The sequence below is a fragment of the Algoriphagus pacificus genome (assembly GCF_017254845.1).
Lineage (GTDB): Bacteria > Bacteroidota > Bacteroidia > Cytophagales > Cyclobacteriaceae > Algoriphagus > Algoriphagus pacificus.
The window spans coordinates 144,133-158,641 of the sequence record NZ_JAFKCU010000002.1 but is presented as its reverse complement, the minus strand read 5'-3'; the positions used below and the strand labels follow the sequence as shown (position 1 = coordinate 158,641).

Below are 14,509 nucleotides of genomic sequence, written 5' to 3'. Positions count from 1 at the left end.
ATTAAACTTCCTTTCTTTTTCTTCCGTTTGTGAATCTAAATCTGATTTATTTTATGTAAGATGAAAATTTGGAATGATTTTGGTTTTAGTATGCATGCATCCTTTTTACAAAAAAATGCATCTACCTAAATAGAAGCCTATGAAAAATTAAATCGCACCAAATTCTCTAAAAAACCAACTGACACCTTATTCACAAACTAAACCGCAAAGCAATGAAACAGAAAAACTTAAAATTAGGATTGGCAAGTACTCTGGTACTTGTGTTCGCATTCAGCTTATTCGCTCCTAAGCAATCATTAGCTGAAACTCCTTACGGGGTGTCATTTCAGGTTTTCTACGATGAATTGATGCCTTATGGCGACTGGGTGAAAGATGCCAACTATGGATACATCTGGCTACCTGCAGTAAACCAAGATTTTCACCCTTATGGAACCAATGGCCATTGGGTCATGACAGAATATGGTAATACTTGGGTTTCTTATTACGACTGGGGTTGGGCACCTTTTCACTACGGTAGATGGTATTTTGATGACTTCTACCAAAGCTGGGCATGGATTCCTGGTTATGATTGGGGACCTGCTTGGGTAAATTGGAGAACAGGTGGAGGATATTACGGCTGGGCTCCATTAGGACCTGGAGTTTCTATCAGTGTAAGAGTGAATATTCCAAGTTTCCACTGGGTATTCTTACCAAGTCATAGAATCTACCATCAGTATGCTTACAGATACTATGCGCCACGTAAAACCAAGATTAGAATCTATAATAATACGACTGTAATCAATAATACAGTTGTGTACAATAATAACAGGTATGTAGCTGGTCCAAACAGAAGAGAAGTAGAAAGAGTAACAAGACAAAATGTACCAGTATACTCTGTGAGAGGAAGCAATAAACCAGGAAGAGCTGCAGTATCCAGAAATGGTTTGGAGATCTATAGACCTGACTTGACAGCATCCAGAGGTAGAACTGTAGAGGCTAGACCAAGTAGGTCCATGACTTCTGATCAAGCTAGAACTGCAAGATCTCAGTCTAGAGATACTTACTCAAGCTCTCCTTCCAGAAGTGCAAGAGAAGGTATTTCTTCAGGAAGTAGATCTGCTAGTCCAACAACTAGAGGAACTGAAAATGGTAATAGAAATTCCAGCCCAAGTCGATCTGCAACACCTTCGCAAAGGGGTGGTTCATTTGAGACAAAGCCTTATGAGGGAAACAGAACTTCTCCAACAAGTCCTTCTACTAGAAATAGAGAGACTAGACCTCAGTCAGCTAGCCCAAGAACCCAAAGTTCGCCGGCTACAAGACAATCTACTGAAAGGTCTGGAGGCGCTAGAACTTCTGCACCGACTACAAGAACTCAAGAGAGTAGACCTCAGAATGGATCCAGAACTCAACAGTCTCCAACTGTGAGGTCAAACAATGAAAGATCCACCGGAGCAAGAACTTCTCAACCTACAACAAGGACTCAGCAAAGCAGAACTCCTAGTGCAGCGAGAACCAAAAGTGCTCCAACTGTAAGATCTTCTGGTTCAAGCCAAAGCAGAACAAGTTCAAAATCTGCTCCAGCGAGGACAAGCACTCCTACTTCTAGAAAATCTTCTTCTGGAACAACTCAGAGAAGTACATCAAGAACCAGAGGAAATAATTAATAGATTTAAAATCATTCATCAAACAGCAGGGCAATTAGTTGTCTTGCTGTTTTTTTTTGCGGATTGGGTATTCAAAATAGAATTGGATTTTTTGAGTATTTTTATCAAAACCACTTACCCAATTATGAAGCAATTCTTTACTATACTGCTTCTTGCAATTAGCTTTTTTGGCTATTCGCAAGAAAAACAAAGCACCCTTCCGCTAAAATTTAGAAATATCGGTCCATTTAGAGGAGGAAGATCTGTAACTGCTACCGGTGTGGTCAATGATCCACTAACCTACTATATGGGAAATACTGGTGGAGGAATCTGGAAAACAACTGACGCAGGGCAACGCTGGGAAAATATCTCAGATGGCTTCTTTACGACCTCTTCGGTCGGTGCCATCGCTGTTTCAGAAAGCAACCAAAACATCGTTTATGTAGGAATGGGAGAACATGCCCCTAGGGGAGTTATGACTTCTCATGGAGATGGAGTTTATAAATCCACCGATGCAGGAAAAACCTGGAAAAAGATGGGATTGGAAAAAACCCAGCATATCTCCAGAATACAGATTCATCCGACCAACCCAGACATCGTCTATGTAGCAGCTCAAGGAGCTTTGCATGCACCAAATCCAGAAAGAGGAGTCTACAAGTCAACTGATGGTGGAGCTTCTTGGGAATTAGTTCTTTATGTTGATGAAAAAACCGGAGCTTCTGAATTATCCATGGATATGAATTATCCGGAAATCCTCTATGCCGCTATGTGGGAGCATCAACGAGTTCCTTGGAAAGTAATCAGCGGCGGGCCTGGAAGTGGACTTTACAAGTCCAAAGACGCAGGAAAGACCTGGAACAAAATCCATAAAGGATTGCCAGAAGAAAAAGGTAAAATGGCTATTTCTGTTTCCCGAGCAAATTCCGACAAAGTTTATGCATTAATTGAATCGGACACCGACAAGGATCTAGGCGGATTATTTGTTTCCGATAATGCAGGAGAAAGCTGGAGCATGGCAAGCGGCGACAATAGATTGGTGCAGCGAGCTTGGTATTACATCGAAGTTTTTGCTGATCCCAATGATGAGCATACGGTCTACGTCATGAGTGCTCCTTCTCTTAGATCAATTGACGGTGGCAAAACTTGGGAAACTCTCCCAAGCGCCCATGGTGACTATCATGACCTTTGGATCAATCCCAAAAACTCAAAAAACATGGTCCTTGCCGATGACGGAGGAGCAGCTATCACTTTTAACCGAGGAGAAACTTGGTCAACCCAAGAAAACATGCCGACCGCTCAGTTTTACCGAGTGAATGTGGACAATCAGTTCCCTTATAGAGTATACGGCGGTCAGCAGGATAATACCTCGGTTGTTATCAACAGCATTGCTTTGGGAAGAGGAGGAATCACAGAAGTGCATTGGAACTACTCCGCTGGAGGAGAAAGTGCATTTTTGGCCTTTGACCCAGATGACCCTAGGTATGTTTTGGGAGGTTCGTATTTGGGAACGATTGAGGTATTGGACATGAAATCCAATGGCAGTACCAATATCATGATCGAGCCTATTCAATATTTAGGAAGGGAAGCTCGTGATATGAAATATCTTTTCAATTGGAACGCTCCTATCATTTGGTCCCAGCATGAGCCAAATACCTATTACCATGGTTCACAGTACTTGCTCAAGACACAAGACATGGGCAATAGTTGGGAGGTTATTTCACCGGATTTAACCAGAAATATTGATGAAAAGCAAGGAAATGGCGGTGGCCCTTACACTAATGAAGCGGTAGGTGCAGAGAATTACGGTACACTTGCTTACGTAAAAGAGTCTCAGCATGAAAAAGGAGTAATCTGGACTGGATCAGACGATGGCTTGGTTCATTTGACAAAAAACGGTGGTAAAACTTGGGAAAATGTTACTCCAAAAGGATTAGAGGAATGTTTGATAAACGCAATTGAAGTTTCCCCTCATGATGCAGCCACAGTCTATATTGCCACAACGAGGTACAAGTTTGATGACAAAACACCTGGAATCTACAAGACGACAGATTATGGTAAGTCCTGGACAAATATCAGCGCAGGCATCCCATATGGAGCATTTACGAGAGTGATCCGCGAGGATGAAAAAGTAAAAGATCTATTATTCACAGGTACCGAGACAGGACTTTATATTTCTAGAAACGGCGGTAAAAACTGGAAAACTTTCCAATTGAACCTCCCCGTCACTCCTATCAACGATTTAATGATAGCTCATAGTGATTTAATTGTAGCCACAGCAGGTCGTTCTTTCTGGATTTTAGATGATCTGAATTTTGTCAGAGAAATGAAAGAAAAGGTAGAGAAGCCTACTCTTTACACACCAGAGGAAGTGATTCTTGGCAACTGGTATAGTCCGATGAATGGTTCTATTGCCAACTTTGACGGAACTGATGATTTTGCAGGAGTAAATCCAGCCAGCGGTATGGTACTCTATTATCACCTACCAGAAACTATGACTGACTCGACTGAATTAACCCTGCAAATACATGATTCAAAGGGAAATCTGGTTCGAACTTTCTCATCAAAAAAAGACGAAGATTTCAAGTCTTATGCCGGAGGACCTTCCCCAGAACCTGTGCTTTCTGCAAAAAAAGGAATGAATAGATTCGTTTGGAATTTGAGCTATCCGACCATGCCAGGAGTTGAAGGAGCTTACATCGAAGCAGGGTATGGTGGACATAAAGCGATACCAGGTGAATACAAACTGACACTTAGCTCTGATTTGGGAACAGCTGAAAATATTGGGGTCATCACCAAAAATCCACTTTACGAAATCACGGAGGCTGATTATCTGGAGTACCATGAGTTCATGCTAAGCATGGAACAAGCGCTTACACAAATGCATCAAATGGTGAATACAGAAATGGAATATCAGGAACAGCTTTCGAGTTTCTTGGATAAAATAAAGGAAAATGAAAAGTATGTTTCACTTTATTCAGAAGGGCAGAATTTACTGAAAAAGCTGAAATCATGGGATGAATCGATGATTCAGCGCAAGTCTAAAGCTTATGATGACGTGGAGAATTTCCCAAATAAATTCACTGCCAATTACATGTACCTCATCAACCAATCGGAGAGCTCTATCCCTAAAATCAACAAAGGATCGAAAGATAGAAGAGCGGAACTTGAAAAAGAATGGGAACAACTTAAAGCAATCGGGGATAAATTATTGAATGAAGAAATTCCAAGTTTTAATAAAATGGTACAAGAAGCAGGAATTGGAATCCTGTTTGTAAAATAATCCAAAAGCTTAATTGAAGGCCCAACGAACCCGAAGTTGGGCCTTTTTCATTTTTTCCATTGGCAGCAGTTTTGCCAAATAAAATTCTGTTTAGCCTTTTTTATCTATCTTTGCGCTTCGATTCAAAAACCTTTTCTCTTTTCCGCATTGGAATCCTACGAGAACCACTCAAACCTACCTAATGAAAAAGTACTTCAATTTATTTGATTTCAGTCAGCGCGTTGATTACAAAACCGAAGTCCTTTCCGGATTGACAGTCGCCATGGCTTTGATTCCAGAAGCAGTAGCTTTTGCCTTCATCGCAGGACTTTCTCCATTGACTGGACTTTATGCGGCTTTTATGATGGGCTTGGTTACTTCTATTTTGGGAGGAAGACCGGGAATGATCTCAGGAGCTACTGGAGCTGTAGCTGTGGTGATTGTTTCACTTGCAGCCACACATGGAGTAGAATATGTTTTTGCTGCAGTCGTATTAGCAGGGATTTTGCAAGTAGCTGCAGGGACGTTGAGGCTGGGAAAACTTATGAGGCTTGTTCCTCACCCGGTTATTTTTGGCTTTGTCAACGGTTTGGCGATCATCATTTTCATGTCCCAACTGGATCAATTTAAAGACACAACTGGAAATTGGCTGACTGGCAGCACATTATATGTACTACTTGGACTAGTGATATTAACCATGTTGATCATTTGGGGACTTCCAAAACTTACCAAAGTCGTTCCTGCCTCTCTTACAGCAATTTTGGTAGTTTTTGGTTTGGTTACTTTTTTGAATATTGACACCAAAACGGTCGGCGACATGGCTGCAATTAAAGGCGGCTTTCCTCCTTTCCACCTTCCAGCAGTTCCTTTGACGTTTGAAACCTTACAAATTATTTTTCCTTATGCAGCGATAGTTGCTGGAGTGGGTTTGATTGAAAGTTTATTGACTTTGAATATCATTGACGAAATCACTGAAACGAGAGGCCGTGGAAACAAAGAAGCCGTTGCTCAAGGAATAGCAAATATGCTTTCCGGAGTTTTCTCAGGAATGGGTGGTTGCGCTATGATCGGTCAAAGCTTGATTAACATCTCTTCAGGAGCAAGAGCAAGACTTTCAGGGATTGTTGCTTCTGTGATGCTGCTTGTTTTTATCATGTTTGGATCTAGCCTGATCGAGCAAGTTCCAATGGCAGCTCTGACAGGTTTAATGATCATGGTTTCCATTGGTACATTTGAATGGGCAAGTCTGAAAACCTGGAATAAGATGCCGAAGTCAGATGTCTTTCTGATGGTCTTGGTAACATTGGTAACAGCTTTCCTTCACAACCTTGCATTGGCAGTTTTGGTCGGAGTCATTTTAGCGGCTTTATTCTTTGCTTGGGATAATGCAAAAAGAATCCGAGCAAGAAAGTTTGTTGATGAAAACGGAGTCAAACATTACGAAATGTTCGGCCCTCTCTTTTTTGCGTCCACAACTGCCTTTGCCGAAAAATTTGATGTGCAAAATGATCCATCAGAAGTGATCATTGACTTTGCAGAAAGCCGCGTTGTGGATATGTCAGCGATTGAAGCTTTAAATAAAATCACAGAAAGATATCTGAAGGCAGGAAAGAAAGTCCACCTCAAACATCTCAGTCCGGACTGTAGAAAACTGCTCGCCAATGCAGATAACCTCATTGACATCAACGTGATTGAGGATCCGAATTATAAATTGGCAGTGGATAAAATCTAAAAAAAGGGGAGCAAAATTAGCTCCCCTTTTTTTATTCTATGGCTGAAAAAACCATCTGCCTAAACTTCCAAGAGGACTGATCTCCAGTACCTCCTTGTGTTTGTTTCATTAAGATTCCAATGGTTTTAGTCACTGGATCTGCAAAATATTGGGTATTGAAATATCCTCCCCAATCAAAGGTTCCTAGACTTCCTAACCCTCCTTTAGCAACACCTTGCTCATCCACAAGTCCAAATGCAAGTCCATAATCTTTTCCTCCGTCGCCCAATAAGTCTCCGACCTGATTGGACATAATGGTTTTTATGGTAGTTGGACTCAAAATCCTAACGCCATTATAGGTTCCCCCATTCAAGTACATTTGGAGGAATTTAGCATAATCCATAGCAGTGGAAGATAGCCCTGCTCCACCTGAGAAAAATGTTTTTGCACCTGTCTTTGGATAATTGGGATCATAAAAAGTGACAGGATAAGATTCCCAGGCTCCGTTTACTTTTCTGTGAACAGTGACAAGTCGTTCCCCTTGAGAATCATTCAAGTAAAAACCAGTATCTGTCATGCCAAGTGGATCAAAAATTCTGGTTTTAAGAAATTGGTCGAAAGGCATCCCTGATACAATTTCAATTAAGTATCCCATCACATCCAAGCCTTCGCTGTAGGTGTATTTTGAACCAGGATCATGATGCAGAGGCAATTTTGCCAACTTCTTTATATTGTCGCTGATTTTTACAGGTTCGGTTGTAAACAAATCTACAATCCCAGCTTTGTTATAAATCATCTTCATTTGCTCATTCCCATCGATAACTCCATAACCTAAACCTGATGTATGAGTCAATAAATCACGAATTCGAATTTCCCTTGATGCGGGACGAGTGGAATAAGTAGTGTCTCCATAACTGAATCTTGTCAATACCTGTGGGTTTGCAAATTCAGGGATATAGCGAGAAATAGGATCATCTAACCCGATTTTTCCTTCCTCCCAAAGCATCATGACAGCGGTAGAAGTTATTGCTTTGGATTGAGAAGCGATTCTAAAAATCTGATCTTTTGCCATGGCAGAATTTGAAGGAACATCTGCCAGCCCTTTTGCGGAATGGTATACTATTTTTCCATCCTTTACGATCATCGCTACTAAACCTGGAACTTGGTTTGAACTCACGGTTTCCTCTAGCATTTGATCGATTCGATCAATTCTTGCTTGAGAAATCCCGGGAAGTGGCAATTTGCCAATTGGTGTTAGATTACTGGATACCTGAGAAAAAGCATTGCTGGATATCAATACCAAAATCAGGAGTTTTGCAAAAAAGAGAGTTGTGTGTTTCATAAGGTTTTGGGCATTTGTGGTATCAAAATAAGGAAAGCTACTCAAAGTCCCATCCTTTTACTTTTCTAAAGACATAAAAAAAACAGGCCAGCGAAATGCCGGCCTGTTTCAATCTACAATCAATCAACAATTAATCTAATTCTACTTCAAAATAGTATTCTGTACCATCTTGGAACATACCTAGTACAACGATTTCCTCACCGGATTTATCGTTTAATACTTCCAATAATTGCTCCACAGTTTTGATTCTGATTCTTCCTTCGTCACTGATAATGGAAGTAATGATAAAGCCTGGTCTGGCTCCTGCTTCTCTCCATTCAGATTCTCCAACTACACCGATCATAGCACCACCATCAATTCTTAGTGCTTCTTTCAATGGCTCTTTTAATTGCTCGAAGATCATTCCTCCAAACTCATAAGTTTTAGGGATTTCCTTCTTGATAATTTTAGTATCTCCATCAAAGTTCTTAAGCGTAGCCTTAGTTTTGTAAGTTTTACCCTCTCTCAAGTATTCAACTTCCACTTGATCACCCGGTCTTTTTCTAGCGACTAATTCCTGAAGGTTAGATACATTATTTGTTACTTTTCCATCAACTCCAATGATTACATCTCCTTCTTTCAATCCTGCTTCTGCTCCACCACTATTTTCATTTACTCCTGCTACATAAACACCCTGGTCAACACCAAAATCTTTATTTAAGTATTCTGCTAGCTCTGGACTTACACTTTGAATAGTAACACCCAAAAGTCCTCTTTGAACAGTACCATACTTCATCAAGTCATCCATTACTTTCTTCACCAATGTACTTGGCACTGCAAACGAATAACCACTGAAAGTACCTGTCTGAGTAGCAATGGCTGTATTGATACCAATAAGTTCTCCTGCAAGATTTACCAAAGCTCCTCCAGAGTTTCCTGGATTTACAACAGCATCAGTTTGCAAGAAAGATTCAACTTGCATTCCGTTTTCATCTTTTAGAATATTGATGTTTCTAGCTTTCGCAGAAATAATTCCAGCAGTAACTGTAGAATTCAGGTTGAAAGGATTTCCAACTGCCAATACCCATTCTCCGATATTTGTTTTATCCGAATCACCGAATTTCACAAACGGCAAACCATCAGCTTCTATCTTTAACAAAGCCAAATCTGTGGTCGGATCAGTACCAACTACTTTTGCGACAAAGCGCTTATTATTATCTAGCGAAATATCCACTTTAGTGGCATTTTCTACCACGTGATTATTTGTGACGATATAACCATCTGGTGAGATAATTACTCCTGATCCAGAGCTTACACCTTGAGGCCTTCTGCTTTCTCCACCATCTGGCATTGGAAGTCCAAAAAACTCCTGTAAAGGATCTCTTTGTCTTCTACCTTGAGACGGTGAAAAAGAAATTTCACTGGTGATGTGTACAACTGCTGGGGTGACTAATTCTGCAGACGCTACGAAATTGATTCCATCGGGAACTGTAAATTCTTCTCCCGAAAGAAGATTGACGAAACTTGCTTGTTGTTTTTCGTCAAAACTACTGGCATTTTGGGGCTGTATCAAAAAGCCCACGCCTGCCAAGGCGACAATGCCTCCGATGAGGGAGGCAAGTATAATTCCGATAAAGAATTGCTTTTTGCTCATATTGTTTTTCTGTTTAGTTACTTCCACAACGTTTGGACGTGAAAATCGATCCAAAAATTATAGCTTGTTTGTAGCTTATTCATCCAAATTAACAAGAATTAACCGCTTTTACAGGGCTTTCCTTATTAAACAAAAAAATAAAGAGCAGGTTTCCCCCGCTCTCTAAATTATTTTACTTCAATAGCAGCTTTCACTACTTTCTTTTCTTTTTTTGGAAGGGTGATTTTTAATAGCCCATCTTCGTAGGCAGCATTCACTTCCTCCACTTTGATATCTTCTGGCACAAAGAAGGATCTACTAAAGGAGCCATATTGAGTCTCTACACTATGGAAGTTTTTGCCTTCTTTTTTCTCCTCCATTTTTCTCTCTCCAGAGATAGTCAATTTTCCGTCTACCAATTCTACTTTAAAATCCTTCTTCTGTACTCCTGGTACTGAAAGTTGGATTTCGTAGGAGTTTTCATCCTCTGCAATATCTACAGCAGGATTAAAATGCTTTAAAGGAGTTCCCATATTTTCATTGAAAAACTTGTCAAGCATTCCACTGAAGGTATTTGGAAAATACGGCTCGGTTTGATTAAATCTAACTAATTTCATTTTGCTATTGGTTTAGTGTTTTTGAGTTTTACAGTTTTCCCAATAATTAGAAAAATCTATTCCAATCGCTTTTTTCAGTCATTCCGTCAGAAATTCTGATAATATTCAATCAAAAACTGTCATTATGACCTGAATAGGATGTCCCATTTATTCAATTTCATACTTCAGCAAAATTCCCTGAATCTGAAATATGAATAAATACCTATATTAAAGTGAAATTTAGATACATGAACCGTACAGTTTTTACTTGTCTATTTTGTCTGTTTTTAGGAATTCAAGTCTTCGCACAGGAAGCTACCTCCCAAGCAGACAGCACTGCTACCCAACCAGAATCTTCCCTGAATCTTTTAGACAGTTTGTTTGTCCCCGTTGACACCGTTGTTAAAAAAAGAAAGGAAAATGTAGGGACACTTTTAAATAGGGTAATAAATAAAGCTCAGCAACATGCCATAGAACTGAATGAGATAAAACTCAAATTATCCGAGGACTTGGATACGGTAGAAATGAGTAAAGAGCTCCCCTTAATCCGTCAGTTGGCAATACAAATTCAAGAAAAAGCAATTGAAGAAAAAGAAGTAATTAATCTACGTTACTTAAAAGGGATCGAAAACCTGATCACTGCGATTAATGAGGAAAACAATAAGTACGATAAAATAATAAAGAATAGGGTCAATGCTTTAAATGAAGTTGGGAACACCCTTGAGGAAATCAAAAACGATAGCCTTTTCAATTTATCCTTGAGAGACACTACGATTGTTCCCGTCATTAATGCAGAGTTGAACACCTTGAGGAAAAACCTCAAAAACGTTGATAGTACATTCTTGAGTCAAGAAATCATCCTAGCTAAGTTTCAGGCTAGAATTGGTGAAAATGCTATTTCCTTAATGGAACTGCAGCAGTTTTTAGCTTTAAATCAAAATATTCTGGAAAAGAAGTCTTGGGAGAAGGAAATCAATTACCCTTGGGAGCCATCCTCTTTTGAGAAAAAAAGGTTAGTATCTGACGTGTTTACTGAATCCTCCTTACTGAATATCTCCTTATTTAGCTTATATGTGAAGAGGAATGTTACCACGACTATTGTTCTAATTTTGCTGTTTATTGGCCTTTATTTTAAACTTAAATCGATCGTCAAAGCAATCTCAAACGAGAAAGAATTTGCTTCCTTGATCCTAGACAGAGTCAAGTATTTTAGAAGGTTCACCTTTGTTTCTTCTTTGATATTTATCATTCCTTTTTATCTGATAATCTACCATCGGCCTCCATTAGTCTTTGTTTCGATCCTTTCCCTCATTTTGGTAATCGCCTCCACATTTATCATCAAAGCTCAGTTTGGGAAGTTTTTTTATAAGCTTTGGCTCATTTTCATGACTCCTTATTTGGTCATTGCCATCAGTGGTTTGCAATGGAAAATCGCCTATCAAGAAAGATGGCTGGTTCTACTTTGCTCTGTTGGTTTTGTAATTATGGGTGTTCTGATTTTGAAAGACCTAAGACTCAAAAATTTCAATGGATCAACCTTTTTAAAAGCTGCAGCAATCTTTCTGATTGCAATTGAATTGTTCAGCACAGTAATGAACGTTATCGGCAGATTTAATTTATCAAAAACCTATGCAGTTGCCGGCGCTGTCAATTTCTATCGAGCTGTTGGTCTTTATTTGTTTGTGCAAGTGGTCATGGAGGCTATTTACCTAATAGTGGAGCAAAGTAAAGCCGAAACAGATGGTTTTACCTCTTACTTTGACTTTCAGGATTTACAAAAAAGAATGAGAGGATTCCTGATCTTCTTTGCAGTAGGAATCTGGACATATGGGCTGATCTGGCACTTAGGATTCTTTGATCACATCTTTGATTGGCTTTCAGACTTCTTGTTTACTGAAAGAACATTAGGAAATACCCAGTTCCAATTTGGAAGCATTCTTTTATTTATTATCATCTTATTTATCTCTGCTTTTCTGGCAAATAACATAGCTTATTTTGCCTCGATGAAAGACCAAAAAACGGCTCTTTCCAGAAAACAAAGATTGGGAAGCTCAGTCTTGCTGATCCGTTTGGGAGTTTTAATTCTTGGTTTTTTCATCGGAGCGACCGCTGCCAAAATTCCGCTAGACAGCATTGCTATCGTATTGGGTGCCTTATCGGTAGGTATTGGTTTTGGTCTGCAAACGATTATCAACAACCTGGTTTCTGGGATTATTCTAGCATTCGAAAGACCAATTCAGATCGGTGATGAAATTGAAGTCGGCTCAAATTCAGGAACAGTTAAAGAAGTTGGGATTCGAGCCAGCAAAATCTTGGCATATGATGGCTCTGAGGTAGTGATTCCAAATGGAGATCTTCTTTCCCAAAGTTTGATTAACTGGACCTTATCAGACAAACGAAGAAGAATAGAATTGATAATCGGGGTGGGATATGGCTCAGATATGAAAAAAGTCAAAACCATCATAGAGGGAGTGTTATCCAGAGACCGAATACTCAAAGCTCCTCAACCAAAAGTTTTCATGCAGAATTTTGGAGATAATTCCGTTGACTTTAGAGTTCTATTTTGGGTAGAAAGCATGGATATCTGGATCGAAATGAGATCCGAAGTAATGACCGCAATTTTTGAGGAGTTCAGCTCAAATGACATAGAAATTCCATTCCCAAAAAGAGATCTTTATATCAAGAGCTTGCCTGAGAGATGGAAAGAGAAAGTCACAGGTCCAGGCCAGGACCCATCTTCTGATCAAACTCAAGACAGCTAAAACAAAAAATCCCCTGAGTGAAGTTCTCAGGGGTTTAATAACACTATAATTTCAAAACCGCCAATTAAGCGATTTTTACGTTAATTGCGTTTGGTCCTTTTTTGCCATCCTTGACGTCGTAAGTTACTTTGTCATTCTGAGTAACCTTGTCGACTAGCCCGGTTGCATGAACGAAGATTTCGCTTTGAGTTTCGTCATCAACGATAAATCCGAAACCCTTGGCTTCGTTGTAAAATTTTACTGTTCCGGTAAACATAATAAATTGTGATAAATTGTAATTGAAAGTACGCTAAATGTAAATATTACCTGAAAAAAAACAAAATAATCATTTTTTATTTGAGGAAATGAAGAAAATAATTTTGGTAAGGCATGGAAAATCCGCATGGGATAAGCCATTTTTAGCAGATCACAAGAGACCCTTAGCTGAACGAGGATTGAGGGATGTACCTGTTATGGCAAGCAGATTAAAGGCCCGAGGGATAAACCCAGACCTATTTTTGAGCTCTTCAGCAGAGCGAGCCATAAAGACTGCTGAGCTTACTGCAGCAACTTTTGGCTACCCAAAAAATGAAATTATCAGCGACGATCATCTCTATCACGCCAGTCCCGAAAAAATCCTAAAAATCATTCATCATCTAAAGGATCGCTATGAAACGATCTTGGTTTTTGGACATAATCCTGGATTCAATGAACTTATCGAGCTATTGGGAGGGTCAATAGATAACCTCCCAACCTCAGCTCATTATGGGTTCAAATTTGACACAGACCATTGGTCTGAAATTTCAAATGAAAATTCAAAGTTCTGGTTTTATGATTTTCCAAAGAGGAAACTTTAATTCAGTTCAAAAGATCTAACATCCTGGATCACTTCCTTAAATTGATCAGGACTTCTGAAAAGCTTTTCAATTTTTAAAGCCACCTCTTCTGGACTTGTCAGTTTATTTTCTTCTTTGAAACTTTTGAATTTTTCAATCTCAGGAAAGTCACTTTCATTTGAATCTCTTATCTCACCTTGCATTCCTGTATCCACAATTCCTGGAGCCAAGCTGTAGAAATGAAAAGTCTCTGACTTGTTTTCCTTTGCTGCAACTAGCGTAAACATAGCCAAAGCGGCCTTGGTACTGCAATATCCTCCCCATCCTGAAACGGGTCTGGAGGCTGCTCCTGAACTAATATTACAAACTATTTTTTGAGCTTGATGCGTTTTATAAAACTTGATAAAAGCATTCGTCAGGTACATAGGAGCTAGTAAATTCACATTCACTTGGGTTCTCAACTTTTTAGGCTGCAGGTTACCGATCGGCTTTATTTCACCGATCCATCCTGCATTGTTGAGGAGAATAATTTTCTCAAAATCTCCTGTGGGAAAGATATCTCCGAGTTGTTCTTCCAAAACCGGAAGCTCTGATAAATCAACACTCAACTGTGTCAATCTGGGCGATTCAATTTCCAGTTTGGTTCTAGAAATTGCTAAAATTTGAAAATCGTTTTGGGCTAAATAATGATCCAAAACTGCCCGGCCAAGTCCTTGACTATGACCGGTGATAATGAGGAGTGATTGGGGCATAAAAAAAAAGACACCAAAATGGTGCCTTTTTTTTC

General features: G+C 39.5%; 10 protein-coding genes. 5 read left to right on the top strand and 5 right to left on the bottom strand.

From position 1 onward, the window contains the following. The first annotated feature begins 212 nt into the window (after nt 1-212). The 3 genes from J0A69_RS07505 (at nt 213) to J0A69_RS07495 (ending at nt 6,616) form a co-directional block, all read left to right on the top strand. The gene (locus J0A69_RS07505) at nt 213-1,646 is read left to right on the top strand and encodes a DUF6600 domain-containing protein (RefSeq protein WP_236032724.1); all 1,434 of its coding nucleotides are present in this window, start codon (nt 213-215) and stop codon (nt 1,644-1,646) included. Nucleotides 1,647-1,770: 124 nt separating this feature from the next. Continuing rightward, a complete protein-coding gene (locus tag J0A69_RS07500) occupies nt 1,771-4,905 on the top strand; it encodes a VPS10 domain-containing protein (RefSeq protein ID WP_206585952.1) in 3,135 nt (1,044 codons plus the stop codon). Between the two features lie 181 nt (nt 4,906-5,086). After that, entirely contained in the window at nt 5,087-6,616 is a 1,530-nt protein-coding gene (locus J0A69_RS07495; protein ID WP_206585951.1) for a SulP family inorganic anion transporter, read from the top strand. Nucleotides 6,617-6,647: 31 nt separating this feature from the next. On the opposite strand, the gene J0A69_RS07490 is transcribed toward J0A69_RS07495, so the two are convergent. From J0A69_RS07490 to J0A69_RS07480, 3 genes are all read right to left on the bottom strand, one after another. Beyond that, the gene (locus J0A69_RS07490) at nt 6,648-7,937 is read right to left on the bottom strand and encodes a serine hydrolase domain-containing protein (protein ID WP_206585950.1); all 1,290 of its coding nucleotides are present in this window, start codon (nt 7,935-7,937) and stop codon (nt 6,648-6,650) included. A 130-nt stretch (nt 7,938-8,067) separates the two neighbouring features. Next, nucleotides 8,068-9,570 carry a trypsin-like peptidase domain-containing protein gene (locus tag J0A69_RS07485; RefSeq protein ID WP_206585949.1) on the bottom strand — a complete coding sequence of 501 codons (1,503 nt, stop codon included), beginning with the start codon at nt 9,568-9,570 and terminating at the stop codon, nt 8,068-8,070. A 167-nt stretch (nt 9,571-9,737) separates the two neighbouring features. Beyond that, nucleotides 9,738-10,166 (bottom strand): Hsp20/alpha crystallin family protein, encoded by a 429-nt coding sequence (locus tag J0A69_RS07480; RefSeq protein WP_206585948.1) that lies wholly within the window; start codon nt 10,164-10,166, stop codon nt 9,738-9,740. Between the two features lie 227 nt (nt 10,167-10,393). On the opposite strand from J0A69_RS07480, the gene J0A69_RS07475 reads away from it, so the two are divergent. After that, entirely contained in the window at nt 10,394-12,907 is a 2,514-nt protein-coding gene (locus J0A69_RS07475) for a mechanosensitive ion channel family protein (RefSeq protein ID WP_206585947.1), read from the top strand. Between the two features lie 64 nt (nt 12,908-12,971). On the opposite strand, the gene J0A69_RS07470 is transcribed toward J0A69_RS07475, so the two are convergent. Then, nucleotides 12,972-13,163: a cold-shock protein gene (locus tag J0A69_RS07470; RefSeq protein ID WP_206585946.1), complete on the bottom strand. Its 192-nt coding sequence runs from the start codon at nt 13,161-13,163 to the stop codon at nt 12,972-12,974. An 88-nt stretch (nt 13,164-13,251) separates the two neighbouring features. Between J0A69_RS07470 and J0A69_RS07465 the strand changes: the two genes are divergently transcribed. Then, nucleotides 13,252-13,743 carry a SixA phosphatase family protein gene (locus J0A69_RS07465; RefSeq protein ID WP_206585945.1) on the top strand — a complete coding sequence of 164 codons (492 nt, stop codon included), beginning with the start codon at nt 13,252-13,254 and terminating at the stop codon, nt 13,741-13,743. Here the strand turns inward: J0A69_RS07465 and J0A69_RS07460 are convergent. Continuing rightward, complete coding sequence (locus J0A69_RS07460) at nt 13,740-14,474, bottom strand: SDR family NAD(P)-dependent oxidoreductase (protein WP_206585944.1); 735 nt, start codon at nt 14,472-14,474, stop codon at nt 13,740-13,742. The two genes, J0A69_RS07465 and J0A69_RS07460, sit on opposite strands and share 4 nt — an antisense overlap. Nucleotides 14,475-14,509 lie beyond the last annotated feature (35 nt).

Coding starts and splice junctions, on each gene's coding strand:
- J0A69_RS07505 (WP_236032724.1), top strand. CDS start 213: ATGAAACAGAAAAACTTAAAATTAGGATTGGCAAGTACTCTGGTACTT.
- J0A69_RS07500 (WP_206585952.1), top strand. CDS start 1,771: ATGAAGCAATTCTTTACTATACTGCTTCTTGCAATTAGCTTTTTTGGC.
- J0A69_RS07495 (WP_206585951.1), top strand. CDS start 5,087: ATGAAAAAGTACTTCAATTTATTTGATTTCAGTCAGCGCGTTGATTAC.
- J0A69_RS07490 (WP_206585950.1), bottom strand. CDS start 7,937: ATGAAACACACAACTCTCTTTTTTGCAAAACTCCTGATTTTGGTATTG.
- J0A69_RS07485 (WP_206585949.1), bottom strand. CDS start 9,570: ATGAGCAAAAAGCAATTCTTTATCGGAATTATACTTGCCTCCCTCATC.
- J0A69_RS07480 (WP_206585948.1), bottom strand. CDS start 10,166: ATGAAATTAGTTAGATTTAATCAAACCGAGCCGTATTTTCCAAATACC.
- J0A69_RS07475 (WP_206585947.1), top strand. CDS start 10,394: ATGAACCGTACAGTTTTTACTTGTCTATTTTGTCTGTTTTTAGGAATT.
- J0A69_RS07470 (WP_206585946.1), bottom strand. CDS start 13,163: ATGTTTACCGGAACAGTAAAATTTTACAACGAAGCCAAGGGTTTCGGA.
- J0A69_RS07465 (WP_206585945.1), top strand. CDS start 13,252: ATGAAGAAAATAATTTTGGTAAGGCATGGAAAATCCGCATGGGATAAG.
- J0A69_RS07460 (WP_206585944.1), bottom strand. CDS start 14,474: ATGCCCCAATCACTCCTCATTATCACCGGTCATAGTCAAGGACTTGGC.